Annotated in this window: 12 protein-coding genes; 5 read left to right on the top strand and 7 right to left on the bottom strand. The window is 69.7% G+C overall.

Annotated features, from left to right (window positions below):
• Positions 1 to 76: 76 nt before the first annotated feature.
• From H9658_RS12600 to H9658_RS12620, 5 genes are all read right to left on the bottom strand, one after another.
• Positions 77 to 1,618, bottom strand: a complete 1,542-nt coding sequence (locus H9658_RS12600; protein ID WP_191825594.1) for a GDSL-type esterase/lipase family protein — start codon at positions 1,616 to 1,618, stop codon at positions 77 to 79.
• A gap of 134 nt (positions 1,619 to 1,752) precedes the next feature.
• On the bottom strand, positions 1,753 to 3,330 hold the full coding sequence (locus tag H9658_RS12605; RefSeq protein WP_179565825.1) for a DHA2 family efflux MFS transporter permease subunit: 1,578 nt from the start codon (positions 3,328 to 3,330) through the stop codon (positions 1,753 to 1,755).
• A gap of 8 nt (positions 3,331 to 3,338) precedes the next feature.
• Positions 3,339 to 4,520, bottom strand: a complete 1,182-nt coding sequence (locus tag H9658_RS12610; protein ID WP_179565827.1) for an HlyD family secretion protein — start codon at positions 4,518 to 4,520, stop codon at positions 3,339 to 3,341.
• Between the two features lie 10 nt (positions 4,521 to 4,530).
• Positions 4,531 to 6,015, bottom strand: coding sequence for an efflux transporter outer membrane subunit (locus H9658_RS12615; RefSeq protein ID WP_191825595.1), 1,485 nt, complete (start codon positions 6,013 to 6,015; stop codon positions 4,531 to 4,533).
• A gap of 8 nt (positions 6,016 to 6,023) precedes the next feature.
• On the bottom strand, positions 6,024 to 6,473 hold the full coding sequence (locus H9658_RS12620; RefSeq protein WP_179565831.1) for a MarR family winged helix-turn-helix transcriptional regulator: 450 nt from the start codon (positions 6,471 to 6,473) through the stop codon (positions 6,024 to 6,026).
• Positions 6,474 to 6,613: 140 nt separating this feature from the next.
• Between H9658_RS12620 and H9658_RS12625 the strand changes: the two genes are divergently transcribed.
• Positions 6,614 to 7,507, top strand: coding sequence for an AraC family transcriptional regulator (locus H9658_RS12625; RefSeq protein ID WP_191825596.1), 894 nt, complete (start codon positions 6,614 to 6,616; stop codon positions 7,505 to 7,507).
• A gap of 57 nt (positions 7,508 to 7,564) precedes the next feature.
• A complete protein-coding gene (gene parC / locus H9658_RS12630; RefSeq protein ID WP_191825597.1) occupies positions 7,565 to 9,808 on the top strand; it encodes a DNA topoisomerase IV subunit A in 2,244 nt (747 codons plus the stop codon).
• 141 nt (positions 9,809 to 9,949) lie between these two features.
• Here the strand turns inward: parC and bfr are convergent, their stop codons facing one another.
• Complete coding sequence (bfr, locus tag H9658_RS12635; protein WP_191825598.1) at positions 9,950 to 10,435, bottom strand: bacterioferritin; 486 nt, start codon at positions 10,433 to 10,435, stop codon at positions 9,950 to 9,952.
• Positions 10,436 to 10,657: 222 nt separating this feature from the next.
• Here bfr and H9658_RS12640 point away from each other — a divergent pair, with 222 nt between their 5' ends.
• From H9658_RS12640 to H9658_RS12650, 3 genes are all read left to right on the top strand, one after another.
• Positions 10,658 to 13,036: a penicillin acylase family protein gene (locus tag H9658_RS12640; RefSeq protein ID WP_191825599.1), complete on the top strand. Its 2,379-nt coding sequence runs from the start codon at positions 10,658 to 10,660 to the stop codon at positions 13,034 to 13,036.
• Between the two features lie 105 nt (positions 13,037 to 13,141).
• Positions 13,142 to 14,182 (top strand): right-handed parallel beta-helix repeat-containing protein, encoded by a 1,041-nt coding sequence (locus tag H9658_RS12645; RefSeq protein ID WP_179565845.1) that lies wholly within the window; start codon positions 13,142 to 13,144, stop codon positions 14,180 to 14,182.
• A 216-nt stretch (positions 14,183 to 14,398) separates the two neighbouring features.
• Positions 14,399 to 15,475 (top strand): GGDEF domain-containing protein, encoded by a 1,077-nt coding sequence (locus tag H9658_RS12650; protein WP_191825600.1) that lies wholly within the window; start codon positions 14,399 to 14,401, stop codon positions 15,473 to 15,475.
• 105 nt (positions 15,476 to 15,580) lie between these two features.
• On the opposite strand, the gene asnB is transcribed toward H9658_RS12650, so the two are convergent.
• Positions 15,581 to 17,275, bottom strand: coding sequence for an asparagine synthase B (gene asnB, locus H9658_RS12655; RefSeq protein ID WP_191825601.1), 1,695 nt, complete (start codon positions 17,273 to 17,275; stop codon positions 15,581 to 15,583).
• Positions 17,276 to 17,501 lie beyond the last annotated feature (226 nt).

The following is a 17,501-nucleotide window of genomic DNA, read 5'->3' on the forward strand; positions in this document are numbered from 1 at the left end:
CCGCCGCGACAGGCCCCTTCGGCACGCTCCGGGCGCGGCCGAAGCCGCTCCTACAGGGGCTTCCCGGCAGCGCGCTTCAACCGCCGACGCCGATCTCGCGCAGCGCCTCGCCCCAGATCCGGTAACCGTCCTCGCTGGGATGGGTGCTGTCGGGCATCAGCGCCTGCGGCAGGCGCCCGTCGGGTTGCAGGAAGCGCGCGCCGATGTCCAGCCAGCGCACCGCCGGATCGTGGCCGAAACGCGCGGCCAGCAGGCGGTTGGTCTGCGCGATCGGGGCGCGCAGCGGCGCGTCGGCGGCGAAACCGCGCGGCAGGATGCCCATCAGCACGATCTTGCTGCGCGGCAGCCGCTGGCGCACCTCGGCGACCACCGCGGCCACGCCGTCGGCCGCTTCCTGCGGCGTGCTGGCCCGCGCATGGTCGGTGCCGGTCAGGTTGTTGGTACCGATGTTGATCACCACCCAGCGCGGCGCCAACCCGTCCACTTCGCCCTGCCGCAGCCGCCACAGCACGTTCTGGGTGCGATCCCAGCCGAAGCCCAGGTTCAGCACCCTGGACGCGCCGAAGGTGCGCTGCCAGGCCTGCGCGCCGCCGACCCGGGTGGCCTGCGGCGGCCCGCCCCAGAAGTGGGTGATCGAGTCGCCGAGCATCACCACGTCGGGCCGCAACCCACGCGCCGCCTCCAGCGCCGCATGGTGGCGCGCGTACCAGTCGTAGGAATCCTGCTCCAGCCACGGCACCGGCACGAGCGCGGGATTGACCTCGGTCATCGCCGCCAGCGGCACCCGCGGCGGCTCGCCGAGCAGGCGCGCCAGGGTCGGCTCGATCGCCTCGGCCATGCGCCGCTGGCCGCGCGTATCCGGGTGCAGGGCGTCGCCCGGCGGATGCAGCCGCGGATCGTAGAACAGGCTCTGGTCGAGCGCGCCGTCCTTGCGGAACACCGCGCCGATGTCGAGATAGGCGACGCGCGGATTGTCGCCGTAGCGCACCGCCAGCGCGCGGTTGACCTCGGCGTCGCGTGCGCGCTTCTGCGCCGATCCGGCGCTGGGCAGCAGGCCGAGCAGCAGGATCCGCGTCTTCGGCAGCCGCTGTTCCAGGGTCGCCACCACCGCGTCGATGCCGAGCACGGTGTCGGCGGCGCTTTGCCGCTCGTGGCCGGTGTTGTTGGTGCCGATCAGCAGCATCGCGACCTTGGGCTGCAAGCCATCCACTTCGCCGTGCTGCAGCCGCCACAGCACATGTTCGGTGGCATCGCCGCTGAAACCCAGGTTCAGCGCGCCGCGGCTGCCGTAGAAGGTCTGCCAGGTCGGCTGGAAATCCTCGTCCGGCGCGTTCGCCTTGTCGTAGTTGTGGGTGATCGAATCGCCGATCAGCAGCAGCGGCGTATCCGGATGCGCGCGCACCTGCTCCAGCACCTGCTGGTGGCGCTGCGCCCACCAGGCTTCGTGCAGACGGTCGGTCGGGGTGATCGCCGCCACGTTCGGCTCGGCCTGCGCGCTGCCGACGCCGAGGGCGCCGAGGCACAGCAGCAGCGCTGCACACTGCCGGGCGCGTGCAGCGCCGCGGCGCGGCCGCGAGGAATCCGAGCGGGACCACAAGGCGCGCAGAAAACGCTGCATGTCCGAACCTGCCGATGCTTGCGAGGGAGCGGCATTCTGGTCCGCCGCGCGCCGCGGCGGCAAGCGCGCCTGCCGCCGCCGCACAAACGAAACCCCGCACGCGGCGGGGTTTCGTCGTTGCCGGCGCGGCGGACTCAGTGACCGCCCGCCGCGGCCGCGCCGCCGCCGCCCGCGAACGGCGGCTTGGCCAGCCACAGGAAGAAGATGATGCCCAGGAACGTCCAGCCCAGCAGGTAGAAGATGTCGTTGAAGCCCATCTGCGAGGCCTGGTGGTTGATGGTGTTGTTGAGGAAGGCGGCACCGGTCTGCAGGTCGCCCTGCCCCATCGCCTGCACCTGCTCCTGCATCCCCGGCGTGTACGTGGAGATGTGCTCGGTCAGGTGCGCGTGGTGCAGCTGCGTGCGCTTGGCCCACAGGTAGGTGGTCAGCGAGGCGGCGAAGCTGCCGCCCAGCGTGCGCAGGAACGTGGCCAGGCCGGAACCGGCGGCGATCTCGCGCCCGTCCAGGTCCGACAGCAGGATCTGCAGCACCGGCATGAAGAACAGCGCCACGCCCACGCCCATCAGCAACTGCACCCCGGCCACGTGGGCGAAATCGACCTGCAGGTTGAAGTCCGAACGCATGAAGCTGGTCGCCGCCATGAAGATGAAGGCGATGCTGGCGAGCATGCGCAGGTCGAAGCGCGAGGCGTACTTGCCGACGAACGGGGTCATCAGCACCGGCAGGATGCCGATCGGCGCGGTGGCCAGGCCGGCCCAGATCGCGGTGTAGCCCATGTCGCGCTGCAGCCACTGCGGGATCAGCAGCGACACGCTGAAGAACGCGGCGTAGGCCACGATCAGCGCCATGGTGCCGGCGCGGAAGTTGCGGTGGCGGAACAGGCGCAGGTTGACGATCGGATCCTTGTCGGTCAGCTCCCAGATCAGGAACACCGCCAGCGCCACCGCCGAGATCGCGGCCAGCACCACGATCTTGTCCGAACTGAACCAGTCCTCGTCGTTGCCCAGGTCCAGCACCAGCTGCAGGCAGCCGACGCCGATGATCAGGGTGATCAGGCCGACGTAGTCCATGCGCGGGCGCTCGGTCGGTTCCGGACGGCCGCGCAGCTGCGAGCCGACCACGAGCGCGGCGATGATGCCCAGCGGCACGTTGATCAGGAAGATCCATTCCCAGCTGTAGTTGTCGGTGATCCAGCCGCCCAGGATCGGGCCGGCGATCGGCGCGACCACGGTGATCATCGCCAGCAGCGCCAGCGCCTGCCCGCGTTTCTCGCGCGGGTAGATCGACACCAGCAGGCTCTGCGTGATCGGATACATCGGCCCGCACACGAAGCCCTGGATCGCGCGCGACACCACCAGCATGCCCATGCTCTGCGCCAGGCCGCACAGCAGCGAGGCGATGGTGAAGGACAGCGTGGCCCACACGAACAGCTTGGTCTCGCCGAAGCGCCGGCTCAAAAAGCCGGTCAGCGGCAGCGCGATCGCATTGCTGACCGCGAACGAGGTGATGACCCAGGTCGCCTGCTGCGAACTGGCGCCGAGGTTGCCGGCGATGGTCGGCAACGAGACGTTGGCGATGGTGGTATCGAGCACCTGCATGAACGAGGCCATCGCCAGGCCCACCGTGCACAACGCCACGCTGGGCGGGCGGAACGCGGCGGCCGGAGCGCCCGGAGCGCCGGGCGCGGCAGGAGTGGCAGCTTGGTTGGACATGACCGGACTCAGTTCGCCTTGGCGGCGTCGGGCAGGTTGGCGTGGATGATCTGCGCGATGGCCTCGTCGGCCTGGCCCAGCTGCTGCGCATAGACGTCGGTATCCAGCAGCGTGCCGGTGGCGAACTTGGTCGGCAGCACGCCGCCGTTCTGCTGGTGCAGGTTCACGTCCACCTTCATCGACAGGCCGATGCGCAGCGGATTCTGCGCCAGCTGCTTGGGATCGATGGCGATGCGCACCGGCACGCGCTGCACGATCTTGATCCAGTTGCCGCTGGCGTTCTGCGCCGGCAGCAGCGAGAACGCGCTACCGGTGCCCAGGCCCAGGCTCTGCACCGTGCCCTGGTAGCGCACCGCGCCGCCGTACAGGTCCGACTCCAGTTCCACCGGCTGGCCCAGGCGCATGTGCTTGAGCTGGGTTTCCTTGAAGTTGGCTTCCACCCACACCTGCTCCAGCGGCACCACCGCCATCAGCGCGGTGCCGGGCTGCACGCGCTGGCCGACCTGCACCGAACGCCGCGCGACGTAGCCGGACACCGGCGCGACGATCGCGCTGCGGGCATTGTTGAGGAACGCCTGGCGCACCTGCGCGGCGGCGGCCTGCACGTCGGGCTGGTGGGCCACGCCGTTGTCGTCGATCAGCGCGCGGTTGCGCTCCACCGTCTCACGCGAACCGCTGACCGCGGCCTCGGCGGCGGCCAGCTGGTCGCGCGCATGCGCCAGTTCCTCGGCGGAGATCGCGCCGGTGGCGACCAGGCTGCTGCGGCGGGCGACGTCGGCGCGGGCGCGCTGCAGGGTCACCTGCTGCGACGACAGTTCGGCCTGCGCGCCTTGCACGCTGCGGAACAGGCCGCGCACCTGGCGCACGGTGCGCGCCAGATTGGCCTCGGCCTGCTGCAGCGCGACCTGGGTGTCGGCCGGATCGAGCTTGACCAGCAACTGGCCGCGCTCCACGCGCATGCCGTCGTCGGCGCCGATGCTGACCACGGTGCCGGCCACCATCGGCGTGATCTGCACCAGGTTGCCCTGCACGTAGGCGTCGTCGGTGTCTTCATGCCAGCGGCCGGAGACGAAGTACCAGATCGCCAGCGCGATCAGCACCAGCACCACCAGCACGGCCAGGCCGCGCAGCAGCATGCCGCGCCGGCTCGGGGCGGGAGCGGAGGAATCGGGAGTCGTTGTCTGATTCATTGCAGCGGTCTCAGGAATGCGTGGAAGCGGAGGAGGTCGACGGCGCGTCGGCGGCGGAGGTGGCTTCGTAGCCGCCGCCCAGCGCCTGGTTCAGGCGCACCGACACCAGGATCTGGTTGGACTGCAGCGAGGCCAGGCGCTGCTGCGCCTCGAGCAACTGCTGCTGCACGCTCAGCACGTCCAGGTAGTTGCCGATGCCGGCGCGGTAGCGCTGCTGCGCCAGGTCGAAGGCGGCCTGCGCGGTGCCCACCGCCTGCGCCTGCTGTTGCGCCTGCTGGGCCAGCGAACGCGCCGCGCTGACCTGATCGGCGACCTCGCGCAGCGCCGCCACCAGCGCCTGGTTGTAGGTGGCCACCGCCAGGTCGTATTGCGCATCGCGCTCGGCCAGCTGGCTGCGCAGGCGACCGCTGTCGAACAGCGGCAAGCTCACGCTGGGCGCGAACACGCCGAGCAGTGCGTCGCCCTTGAACAGGTCGGCGGGATTGGTCGCGGCGACGCCGCCGAGCGCGAGCAGGTTGATGGTCGGATAGAACTGCGCCTTGGCCGCGCCAATGCTCTGCGACGCCGCCTCGACCCGCCAGCGCGCGGCGACCACGTCCGGGCGGCGCCCGAGCAGATCGCTGGGCAGCACCGACGGCAATTGCACCGCCACTGGGTCGAGCGGCCGCGGGCGCTCGATCTCAAGCCCGCGATCCGGGCCGCGGCCGAGCAGCGCCGCCAGCGCGGTACGCGCCTCGTCGATCTGCTGCTGCGCCGCCTGCTGCTGCTGGCGCGCGGCCGGCACCCGCGCCTCGGCCTGGCGCAGCTGCAGGTTGCTGTCGATGCCGGCGCCGACCCGCTGCCGCACCAGCTTCAGGCTGTTGTCCGAGCGCGCCAGCTCTTCGCCGGCCAGGTCGTACAGGCGCCAGGCGTAGCCGAGCTGCGCATAGGCGCGGGCCACGCCGGCCGACAGGTCCAGGCGCGCGGCCTGCGCATCGACCTGCGCCGCATGCGCCTGGTCCACCGCCGCTTCCCAGGCCGCGCGCTTGCCGCCCCACAGGTCGAAGCCGTAGCTGAAGTCCAGCAGCGCCTGCTCGTTGTGGATGTACTTGCCGCCGATCTCGTCGCCGGCCAGTCCCTTGGGCAGTTGCAGGCCGGTATAGCCGGCCGACAGCGACAGCTTGGCGCCGCGGTCGGCATTGGCCGCGCCGGCCTGCGCCTGCGCCAGGCGCAGCCGCGCGTCGGCCGCTTCCAGGTTCGGCGTGCCCTGCAGCGCCTCGGCGATCAGCGCGTCGAGCTGCGGGTCGCCCAGCGCCTTCCACCAGTCCTGCTGCGGCCAGGCGGCCGGCGCCAGCTGGTCGGCGGCCAGGGTCTTGCCGGCCTGCAATTGCCGGTCGGCATCGAGCCGGCGGCCCTGCGGTTCCAGGCCACGGCTGCTGGCGCAGGCGGCCAGCGCCAGGGTGAGTGCCGCGGCCGCGAACGGGCGCAGGCGATGGGACGAAGCGGAGAGGTTCATAAGCGGAGTCATGGCGAATTGAGGGAGTCGCGGACGCGGGTCAACAACGATGTGAGGTGTTCGCGCTCGTCGGCCGAGAGGTCGCGCAGCGCGCTGGCGATGGCCTCGTCGCCACGCTGCTTGAGCTGCTGCCACAGCGCGCGGCCCTCGTCGGTCAGCACGATCTGCAGCGCGCGGCGGTCCTGCGCATGCGCTTCACGGCGTACCCAGCCCAGGTCCTGGAACTTGTCCAGCAGGCGGGTGACCGCGCTGGGGTTCTGGTCGATGGCCTGGGCCAACTCGTTGGCGGTGCAGGGCGACATGTACGCCAGCGCCTTCATGCCGATGTAGTGGCTGAAACCCAGGCCGAGCTGGAGTTCGGTCATCGAGGCGTCCAGGCGGCGCATCAGCCCGTCGCGCACCTGCCGCAGCAGCAGGCCGAACGAGGGTGGACCAGGGAGGGAGGGAGCGCAGTTCATGGGCGCCAATTATTTTCATTTGGAAATATATGTCAAGAAAATATCGCGGAAATAATTAAATGCTGCGTTGCAATAGCGGAACGCTGGCGAGCGGCTACTCTATCCCCGCAGCGGCCTGGCCCAGTATTACAATCGAGACAATGGATATCGAAAACCAGCCATTCGCCTCCCTCCCCTCGCCACAGCGCGGCGCATCGGCCGACCTGCACGATCCGCGCATCGCCGAATGGTTCGATCAGGCCGACGGTCCGCCGCTGCTGGCGTTCCTGGCGCAGACCCCGGTCGCGCTGGAACACGAGGTGGACTGGCACCGGCATGTCCGCGGGCAGATGATCTGCGTGGAAGAGGGCTTGCTCGGCACCCGCACCGAGCACGGCCACTGGACGCTGCCGCCCGGTTGCGCCGGCTGGATGCCGCCGCAGGAGCTGCACACGGTGCAAATCGCCGGACCGCTGCGCATCTATGTGCTGCTGGTCCACCCGGCAGCCTGCGCGGAGCTGGCCGATCGTCCGTGCGTGATCGGCATGAACGGCCTGCTGCGCGAGCTGCTGCTGCGGGTGGCCGCGTGGGGCATGCCGCAGGCCCTGGATGCGGACCAGCAGCGGATCTGCGCGGTGCTGCTGGACGAACTGCGCCAGGCGCCGATCGAGCGCCTGCACCTGCCCATGCCCAGCGACCGCCGCCTGCTGCGCATCGCCGCGCAATTGCTGGCCACCCCTGCCGATCACCGCTCGCTGGCGCAGTGGGCGCAGTGGGCCGGACTGTCGCCGCGCAGCTTGAGCCGGCATTTCCGCGAGGAAACCGGGCTCAGCTTCGCCGGCTGGCGGCAGCAGGCGCGACTGGCCGAGGCGCTGCGCCAGCTCAGCGACGGCGCCAGCGTCGCCGACGCCGCGCATCGGCTCGGCTACAGTAGTCCCAGCGCCTTCGTCACCGCCTTCCGCAGCCATTTCGGCAGTCCGCCGGCACGCTATCTTGCCGCTGCCGGCCGCGCCGGCGCGACGCGCGGCTTGGCATCGCCGGCCGCATCCGGATAATCGACCGGCTGACCTGCGGCGCCCGCCGCCGCGTTCCCCTATAGGTATTTCCTGCGCATGACCGATCTCGCCCGCCCCGCCTTCCATGGTTTCGAACAGCTGCCGCTGCGCGAATACGCCGAACGCGCCTATCTCGACTACTCCATGTACGTGGTGCTGGACCGCGCCCTGCCGTTCCTCGGCGACGGCCTGAAACCGGTGCAGCGGCGCATCATCTACGCGATGAGCGAGCTGGGCCTGAACGCCACGGCCAAGCCGAAGAAGTCCGCGCGCACCGTCGGCGACGTGATCGGCAAATACCACCCGCATGGCGACAGCGCCTGCTACGAGGCGCTGGTGCTGATGGCGCAGCCGTTCTCCTACCGCTACCCGCTGATCGAAGGCCAGGGCAACTTCGGCTCCACCGACGACCCGAAGTCGTTCGCGGCGATGCGCTACACCGAATCCAAGCTGACCCCGATCGCCGAAGTGCTGCTCGGCGAGCTCGGCCAGGGCACGGTGGACTGGTCGCCGAATTTCGACGGCACCATGGACGAGCCGACCTGGATGCCGGCGCGGCTGCCGCACCTGCTGCTCAACGGCACCACCGGCATCGCCGTGGGCATGGCCACCGACGTGCCGCCGCACAACCTCAACGAGATCGTCAGCGCGCTGATCCGCCTGCTCGACGATCCCGACGCCAGCGTCGCCGACCTGTGCGAACACGTGCGCGGCCCGGACTACCCGACCACCGCCGAGATCATCACCCCGGCCGCCGACCTGCGCGCGATCTACGAGACCGGGCACGGCAGCGTGCGTGCGCGCGCCACGTTCCAGAAGGAACACGCCAACATCGTGGTCACCGCGCTGCCCTACCAGGTGTCGCCGTCGAAGGTGATCGAGCAGATCGCGCAGCAGATGCGCGCCAAGAAGCTGCCGTGGCTGGAAGACATCCGCGACGAATCCGACCACGCCAACCCGGTGCGGGTGGTGCTGGTGCCGCGCTCCAACCGGGTCGACGCCGAGCAGCTGATGGGCCACCTGTTCGCCACCACCGACCTGGAGCGCAGCTACCGGGTCAATCTCAACGTGATCGGCCTGGACGGCCGCCCGCAGGTCAAGAACCTCAAGACCCTGCTGGAGGAGTGGCTGCGCTTCCGCAGCGACACCGTGGTGCGCCGGCTCAACCATCGCCTGGAGAAGGTCGAGCGCCGCCTGCACCTGTTGGAAGGCCTGCTGGTCGCGTTCCTCAACCTGGACGAAGTGATCCGCATCATCCGCAGCGAGGACGAGCCGAAGCCGGCGCTGATCGCGCGCTTCGCGCTCAGCGAGGAACAGGCCGACTACATCCTGGAAACCCGCCTGCGCCAGCTGGCGCGGCTGGAGGAGATGAAGATCCGCGGCGAGCAGGACGCGCTGGCCAAGGAGCGCGAACAGCTGCAGGCGGTGCTGGCCAGCAAGACCAAGCTGAAGAAGATGATCAAGGACGAACTGGTCGCCGACGCCAAGAAGTTCGGCGACGCGCGGCGCTCGCCGCTGGTGCAGCGCGGCGCGGCGCAGGCGATCGACGAGACCGAACTGGTACCGAGCGAGCCGATGACCATCGTGATGTCGGAGAAGGGCTGGATCCGCGCGGCCAAGGGCCACGACGTGGACCCGGCCGGCCTGTCCTACCGCGACGGCGACAGCCTGCTGGCCGCGGTGCGCGGGCGCAGCACGCAGCAGGTGGCGTTCCTGGATTCGGAAGGCCGCGCCTACTCCACGCTGGCGCATTCGCTGCCGTCGGCGCGCGGCAACGGCGAGCCGCTGACCGGGCGTTTCTCGCCGGCCTCCGGCGCGTCGTTCCAGGCCATGGCCAGCGGCGAGAACGACAGCCGGCTGGTGCTGGCGTCCTCCCACGGCTATGGCTTCGTCACCCGCTTCGAGAACCTGACCAGCCGCAACAAGGCCGGCAAGGCGATGCTCAACCTGACCCCGAACGCCAAGGTGCTGACGCCGGCGTCGGTGAGCAACCTGGACACCGACCGCATCGTCGCGGTGACCAGCGCCGGCCACCTGCTGGCGTTCCCGATCGCCGACCTGCCCGAGCTGGACAAGGGCAAGGGCAACAAGATCATCGACATCCCCAAGGCCAAGCTCGGCACCGAGCGGGTGGTGGCGATCGCCGCGGTCGCGCCGGGCAACACGCTGCTGGTGAAGAGCGGCCAGCGCACCATGTCGCTGTCGTTCAAGGATCTGGACGCCTACCTGGGCGTGCGCGCCAGCCGCGGCGGACTGCTGCCGCGCGGGTGGCAGAAGGTGGACGATCTGGCGGTGGAGTGATTGAAGAGCCGGGATTGGGGATTGGGGATTCGCAACAGCGAATAGCGCAAAGCAAAATCGGCCCTTTTGGGCCGATTTTTTTTGCCTCGCCATGCATCGGCGGTGAGCGGTAGGACTCTGCCGAGTCCCTAGTCCCGCAAGTTACTCCACCACCCCACCGCCACCGATCTTCGAGGTCTGGTACAGCGCCATGCCCAGGCGCTTGATCAAGCCCAGCTGCTGTTCCAGCCACCAGGCGTGGTCTTCTTCGGTGTCCTGCAGCTGCTTGAGCAGGATGTCGCGGCTGACGTAGTCGCCGCGCTCTTCGCACAACTTCATGCCGGCGGCCAGGTTCGCGCGCACTTCGTATTCGACCTTCAGGTCCTTTTCCAGCATCTCCTCGACCGTGCGCCCCGGCTCGAACGCATGCGGACGCATGTCCGGGTCGCCTTCCAGGAACAGGATGCGCCGCAGCAGCGCATCGGCGTGCTCGGTCTCCTCTTCCATCTCGTGGTTGATGCGCGCGTACAGCGCCTGCAGGCCCTGGTCCTCGTAGCGCCGCGAGTGGATGAAATATTGATCGCGTGCGGCGAGTTCGCCGCGCAGCAGGTCCTTGAGGCATTGCACAACTTCAGGATGTCCCTTCATGGGGCAGGCTCCGTAACGTCTAAGGCGGCCATAGTGCCCGAGCCGCGCGCACCGCGTTCCAATCGGAATCATTAGCATCCCGATTTTCCATCGGCACGGACGCGTGCAGCGGCGCGAGCGAAGCTGACCCCGGCCCAACCGCTCGCGAACGCCCGCCGGATGTACGCAAGAACGACACGCAGTCGCGTCTAGAATCCAGGATTGGCCGGCGGAGATGCCTGGATGCGGAGCAAGTGGAAACGGGGACTGCTGTGGCTGGCGGCGCTGGCGATCGGACTGGTGTTGGCGACATGGCTGCTGCTGCGCGGCAGCCTGGCCACGCTAGACGGCCAGGTCGATCTGGATGGGCTGGCGGCGCCGGTGCGGATCCAGCGCGACGCGCAGGGCACGGTCACCATCGACGCCGGCAACGAGGCCGATGCGATGCGTGCGCTCGGCTATGTGCATGCGCAGGAACGCTACTTCCAGATGGACCTGATGCGCCGCGCCGCGGCCGGCGAACTGTCCGACCTGGTCGGCAACGCCACGCTCGGGGTGGACAAGCAGCGCCGCATGCATCGCCTGCGCGCGCACGCCGCCGCGCAGCTGGCCAGCTTCGGCGGCAGCCATGCCGCGGCGCTGCAGGCCTACAGCGCCGGCGTCAATCGCGGCCTGCACGCGCTGCGGGTACGGCCGTGGCCCTACCTGCTGCTGGTCAAGGCGCCGCGCGATTGGCAGCCGGTGGACTCGGTGCTGGCCGGCGACGCGATGTATTTCGATCTGCAAGGCCGCCAGCTCGAGCGCGAACTGTCGCTGTATCGCCTGCAACAGCACTTGCCGGCACCGCTGTTCGCACTGCTGCGCCACGACGGCAGCAGTTGGGACGCGGCACTGGACGCCCCGGCGCGCGGCGACGCCACGCTGCCCGACGCCAGCCTGGTCGACCTGCGCACCCTGCCCGATGCCCCGCGCGATGGCAGCACCGCGGACCATGCCGCACCGGGCAGCAACAACTGGGCCATCGCCGGCAGCCGCAGCGCCGACGGCCGCGCCATCGTCGCCAACGACATGCATCTGCAGTTGGGCGCGCCCAGCCTGTGGTTCCGCGTGCGCCTGCGCTATGCCGACGCGCAGGCGCCGGGCGGCCGCGTGGACGTCACCGGCTTTTCGCTGCCCGGCCTGCCGGCGGTGATCGTCGGCAGCAACGGTCACATCGCCTGGGGCTTCACCAACAGCTACGCCGACACCAGCGACTGGTACCGGTTGACGCCGTGCGCGGCCACGCCGCAGCCCGGCTGCACCGCGGTCGTTCATCGCCGCGAAAGGATCAAGGTGGCCGGCGGCCTGGACGTCACGCTGGACGTGGAAGACACCGCGTACGGCCCGATCCTGCAGCACGAGCCGGACGGCACCGCGCTGGCGCAACGCTGGGTGGCGCAGTTGCCCGGCGCGCTGAACCTGGGCCTGGCCGACCTGGCCCGCGCCGATTCGCTCGCCAGCGCTTTCGCCAGCGCGCAGCACATCGCCACCCCGGCGCAGAACCTGGTGCTGGCCGACAGCGCCGGGCATATCGGCTGGCGCGTGCTCGGCGCGCTGCCGCTGCGCGGACCCAATTGCCGCAGCGACGCACTGGTCCATGACGTCAGCGCGGCGGTACCGGCAGCGCAGCGCTGCGCGCCCTGGCCGGTCTCCACTGCGCATTCGCCGCAGCGGATCGATCCTGCCGACGGGCAACTGTGGACCGCCAATGCGCGCGTCGTCGGCGGCGACGAATTGGCCATCCTCGGCGATGGCGGCTACGCGCTGGGCGCGCGCGCGCAGCAGATCCGCGACGACCTGCGCCTGCATCCGCAGCTGGACGAACGTCAACTGCTGTCGATCCAGCTCGACGATCGCGCGCTGCTGCTGCAACGCTGGTGGACCTTGCTGCAGCAACGCGACGGCGGCGCCGCCACGCCTGCGCTGCATGCGCTGGCGCAGGCCGGCAAGCATTGGGAGGGCCGCGCCAGCACCGATTCGGTGAGTTACCGGCTGGTGCGCGCCTGGCGCCTGGCGCTGCTGACCCGGATCCGCGACGGCCTGATCGCCCCGGCGCGTGCCGAACTCGGCGCCGACTACGCCATGCCGCCGCTGCCGCAGCTGGAAGCGGTGGCCTGGCCGATGCTGCAGCAGCAACCGGCGCACCTGCTGCCGCGCCGCTACGCCAGCTGGCAGGCCTTGCTGGAGGATGCCGCCGCCGAGGTCCGCGACCAACCCGACCAGGACGCGCCGTTGCCGCAGCGCCGTTGGGGCGAACAGAACACCGCCGCGATCTGCCATCCGCTGGCGCGCTCGCTGCCGGGAGTGCTGCGGCGGTGGCTGTGCATGCCGACCGAGGGCTTGCCCGGCGACAACGACATGCCGCGGGTGCAGCGTCCGGACTTCGGCGCGTCCGAGCGCATGGTGGTCGCGCCCGGCCACGAAGCCGACGGCATCGCGCACATGCCCGGCGGCCAGAGCGAGCATCCGCTGTCGCCGTTCTGGGGCGCCGGCCACGACGACTGGGTGCAGGGCCGCGCATCGCCGTTCCTGCCCGGCCCGGCCCGCTACACGCTGACATTACGGCCACCTGCGCGACAATGAAGCCCCTGTCGCGCTGATGCGCATCACGCGATCCGACCTGCCGCCGCGGCCCGCGCGCGGTGCCTGCGGTCCTCCCCTCCCTCCCCCAAGCGGAGCCTGTATCCGATGAATGTCCGTCCCCTGCTCGCCCTGTTGTTGCCGCTCGCCGCCTGCCTGTCGAGCGGCTGCGCCACGGCCGCCGCCCCCGCCTCTGCCGCCACCGACTGCAGCGTGCGCGCCGAGCCGGGCGACGACCTGCAGGCCGCGGTGGACCGCGTGCCCAACGACGGCAAGCCGGCCACGGTATGCCTGACCGCCGGCGATTTCCACGTGACCAAGCTGCTGTCGATTCAGCGCGACGGCCTGCGCCTGCGCGGCCAGGGCGACGCCACCGTGCTGCGCATGCAGGACGGCGTGCAGCAGCCGGTGATCGTGGTCGGCGACTACCAGAACGAACGCCCGCAGCGGCCGATCCGCGATGTCGTGGTCGAGCAGTTGCAGATCGTGGGCGGCAGCGCCGAGAAGGAATTCATGCCCGAGCGCCCGTACCTGAGCAACAGCCTGGTGGTGGTGCGCGCCGGCCAGAACATCCGCCTGTCCGGGCTGCGCGTGAGCAAGTGCCGCAGCGCCTGCCTGCTCAGCGAGTACGACAGCCGCGACCTGCTGATCGAGCGCAACGACGTGTCCGGCGCGATCTGGGACGGCGTGTCGTTCAACCGCACCGCCAAGGTCAAGCTGATCGACAACTACATCCACGACAACGTCGCCGCCGGCATCACCACCGAGCACCTGGAAGACAGCGAGATCCGCAACAACCGCCTGGAACGCAACGGCAGCCAGGGCGTGTACCTGGCCGACGCGCGGCGCAACCTGTTCGTCGGCAACCAGTTCACCGGCAACAAGGGCGCCGGCATCTACCTGGCCTGCTCGATCCGCCAGCGCACCCCGGAGATCCTGTGCTGGGACAACAGCATGAGCCAGGACAACACCTTCGAGAACAATATCTTCAAGGACAATCCCTACACCTACACGATCGGCGTGGACCGCGCCGCCAACTGCAGCGGCCCGGACTTCCGCCAGAACCTGTGGCGCAAGAACAACCAGGCCGACGCCTCCGGCGTGGACATCCAGCCGGAGCGCTACGGGCGCTGCATGCGCTTCGAGTGAGGCCGGGACTCGGGACTCGGGACCGGAAGAACGGAAGTCGGTAGAGCCTCGGATCGCGGCAGCGCGCTTTCCCGAGTCCCGGGTCCCGGGTCCCGTTCCCCTCAAGCACATCCCGGCCAGGCCGATAACCGGGGATCGATCCTGGGCAATCGAGGCACCGCACCGTGGGCATCGCCCACGCCAAGACCCGACAGCCGCAGGTCTTGAAGGGCACAGATGACGTACCAGACCCACATCCGCCAGGTGCTGGCACCTTCCATCATGGCGGTGCAGTGGCTGACCATCGTGGTGTGGCTGGCGACCCTGCTGCTCAATCCGCACCTGCAGCGGCCGCTGGACCACGCCTATGCGCTGGCCTTCGCCGCCCTGCTCGGCACGGCGGCGAGTTCGGCGCTAGCCAGGCGGTTCTGGCAGTGGCGCTTGAGCGGTGCGCTGTACGTACTGGCGCTGGCCGCGGCCTACCGGCTCGAACTGCACGGCATGGGGCGGCACGGCGACTTCTGGCTGCTGCCGGTGTCGGTCACGCTGTGCCTGGGCGTCAACCTGCTGTTCCTGTTCTCGCGCGACTACCTGCTGGTGCTGGCCTGCACCTGGTCGATCATGCTGGTGGCGCATCCAGCGCCGATCCCGGCAAGGTCCGACCTTCCGTTGCTCGCGCTGCTGGTCGCGGCGGTGTCGCTGATCGGCTTCGCGCTCAACCGCATGTTCGTGCGCAGCATGCGCACCACGTTTGCGCTGCAGGAAGACTACCGGCGCATCTCCGAAACCGATGCGCTGACCGGGCTGGCCAACCGGCGCGCGCTGACCGAGCAGCTACAGACCCTGGCCGCCGCACACGGCGAGCGCGCATTGCATTTCGCGATGCTGGACATCGACGACTTCAAGCAGGTCAACGACACCCACGGCCACGATGTCGGCGATGCGGTGCTGCTGGCGCTGGCCGCGGAACTGGCGCGACTGGGTGACGGCTGCCGGGTCGGCCGGCTCGGCGGCGAGGAGTTCGGCATCCTGTTCGAACGCATGAGCGATGCGCAGGTCGGCGAGTTGCTGCATCGGTTGTTGGACCGTGTATGCATGCTGCGGGTGAACGACGTGGCGTTCGCGTTCAGCGCCGGGGTCGCGCGGCTGCACCCCGGCGGCACGGTGTCGGACCTGCTCAAGCGTGCGGACCGCGCGCTGTACGCGGCCAAGCGCGAGGGCAAGGGCCGCATCCGCATCGAAGCCGGCGCCGGCGCGACGACCGCGGACCGCGCCAGCGAACACGGCGGCCCGCTGCCGCAGCCATCGGAGTGAGCCGCGGCCGCTGCGCAGGCGGCCGCACGATCGCGGCAATCGCCGTACTGCCAAGCATCGCCGCTGCCGCGTAGCGCCGGCACGTCGCCGGCGCTACGCGCGGGTTCACGCCCCCAGCGCCTGCTCGTGCACTCCGGCCACCGCGCGGCCGGACGGATCGGCCATCGTCGCGAAGCTCGCATCCCAGGCGATCGCCGCCGGCGAGGAACAGGCGATCGACTTGCCGCCGGGCACGGTCTCGGCCGCGGCCGGCGTGGGGAACGCGCGCTCGAACAGCGTGCGGTAGTAATAGGCTTCCTTGGTCTGCGGCGGGTTGACCGGGAAGCGCTTGTCGGCCGCAGCCAGTTCGCGGTCGCTGACCTGCGCTTCGGCGTGCGCCTTGAGCCCGTCGATCCAGCCGTAGCCGACGCCGTCGCTGAACTGCTCCTTCTGCCGCCACAGGATCGAATCGGGCAGGTAGCCTTCGAAGGCCTCGCGCAGCACGCCTTTTTCCATGCGGATCGCGCCGCTGCTGGTCTTGTCGATCATCTTGTACTGCGCGTCCATGCGCATCGCCACGTCCAGGAACTCCACGTCCAGGAACGGCACGCGCGGCTCCACGCCCCAGGCCATCATCGACTTGTTGGCGCGCAGGCAGTCGTAGTTGTACAGCGCGTCGAGCTTGCGGATCAGCTCCTCGTGGAATTCGCGCGCGTTCGGCGCCTTGTGGAAGTACAGGTAGCCGCCGAAGATCTCGTCGCTGCCCTCGCCGGACAGCACCATCTTCACCCCCATCGCCTTGATCCGCCGCGCCAGCAGGAACATCGGCGTGGACGCGCGGATGGTGGTGACGTCGTAGGTCTCGATGTGCCGGATCACTTCCGGCAGCGCGTCCAGTCCTTCCTCGAAGGTGTATTCGAAGCCGTGGTGCACGGTGCCCAGCGACTCGCCGGCGATCGCCGCGGCGGCCAGGTCGGGCGAGCCCTTCAGGCCGATCGCGAACGAATGCAGGCGCGGCCACCAGGCCTCGGCCTCGTCGTTGTCCTCGATGCGCTTGCGCGCGAACCGCGCCGCCACCGCCGCGACCAGCGACGAATCCAGCCCGCCGGACAGCAGCACGCCGTACGGCACGTCGGTCATCAGCTGGCGGTGCACGGCGCGCTCGAACGCCTCGCGCAGTTCCTGCTTGCCGACCTGTACGCCCTGCACGGCGTCGTAGTCGCGCCACGGCTTGCGGTAATACTGCTGCAGTTCGCCGCTGGCGCTGTCGTAGTAATGGCCGGGCGGGAACTGGGCGACGTCGGCGCAGCTGTCGGCCAGCGACTTCATCTCCGAGGCCACGCGCAGCCGGCCTTGCTGGTCGTGGCCCCAGTACAGCGGGCACACGCCCATCGGATCGCGCGCGATCAGCACGCGGCCGGCGGCCTTGTCCCACAGCGCGAAGGCGAAGATGCCGTTGAGCCGGTTGAGCAGCGCGGCCGGCGTCTGCTCGCGGTATAGCGCATTGATCACCTCGCAATCCGAGCCGGTCTGGAACGCGTACGGCTGGGTCAGCTGCTTCTTCAGTTCGCGGTGGTTGTAGATCTCGCCGTTGACCGCCAGCGCAAGTTGCCCGTCTTCGGAGAGCAACGGCTGCGAGCCGCCGGCCGGATCGACGATGGCCAGGCGCTCATGCACCAGGATCGCGCCGTCGTCGACATACACGCCGCTCCAGTCCGGACCGCGATGGCGCTGCCGCTGCGAGCAGTCCAGCGCCTGCCGGCGCAGCGCCTGCAGGTCGTCGCCCGGTTGCAGGCCGAAGATGCCGAAGATCGAACACATGGAAAAGCTCCTGGATGGTGTGTGGGGGTAACAGGTCGTTGCGGCGATGGTCTGCAGCGGTTGCCAGCCGGCACCGCGCTGCGGCGAAAAATCTCACACATAAAAAAAACCCGCATCGGCCGATGCGGGTTTTCTGGATACTGGGCGTGGTGTTTCGGTAGCGCCTAGTCGCAGACCCGCATCGGCCGCGCACGATTATTCGCCAGCGCATTATTGCGGCCGTTGG

Source organism: Xanthomonas bonasiae, assembly GCF_014836395.1.
In the GTDB taxonomy this organism is placed as follows: domain Bacteria; phylum Pseudomonadota; class Gammaproteobacteria; order Xanthomonadales; family Xanthomonadaceae; genus Xanthomonas_A; species Xanthomonas_A bonasiae.

Coding starts and splice junctions, on each gene's coding strand:
- H9658_RS12650 (WP_191825600.1), top strand. CDS start 14,399: ATGACGTACCAGACCCACATCCGCCAGGTGCTGGCACCTTCCATCATG.
- bfr (WP_191825598.1), bottom strand. CDS start 10,435: ATGAAGGGACATCCTGAAGTTGTGCAATGCCTCAAGGACCTGCTGCGC.
- H9658_RS12610 (WP_179565827.1), bottom strand. CDS start 4,520: ATGAATCAGACAACGACTCCCGATTCCTCCGCTCCCGCCCCGAGCCGG.
- H9658_RS12605 (WP_179565825.1), bottom strand. CDS start 3,330: ATGTCCAACCAAGCTGCCACTCCTGCCGCGCCCGGCGCTCCGGGCGCT.
- H9658_RS12625 (WP_191825596.1), top strand. CDS start 6,614: ATGGATATCGAAAACCAGCCATTCGCCTCCCTCCCCTCGCCACAGCGC.
- H9658_RS12615 (WP_191825595.1), bottom strand. CDS start 6,015: ATGAACCTCTCCGCTTCGTCCCATCGCCTGCGCCCGTTCGCGGCCGCG.
- parC (WP_191825597.1), top strand. CDS start 7,565: ATGACCGATCTCGCCCGCCCCGCCTTCCATGGTTTCGAACAGCTGCCG.
- H9658_RS12645 (WP_179565845.1), top strand. CDS start 13,142: ATGAATGTCCGTCCCCTGCTCGCCCTGTTGTTGCCGCTCGCCGCCTGC.
- H9658_RS12600 (WP_191825594.1), bottom strand. CDS start 1,618: ATGCAGCGTTTTCTGCGCGCCTTGTGGTCCCGCTCGGATTCCTCGCGG.
- H9658_RS12640 (WP_191825599.1), top strand. CDS start 10,658: ATGCGGAGCAAGTGGAAACGGGGACTGCTGTGGCTGGCGGCGCTGGCG.
- asnB (WP_191825601.1), bottom strand. CDS start 17,275: ATGTGTTCGATCTTCGGCATCTTCGGCCTGCAACCGGGCGACGACCTG.
- H9658_RS12620 (WP_179565831.1), bottom strand. CDS start 6,473: ATGAACTGCGCTCCCTCCCTCCCTGGTCCACCCTCGTTCGGCCTGCTG.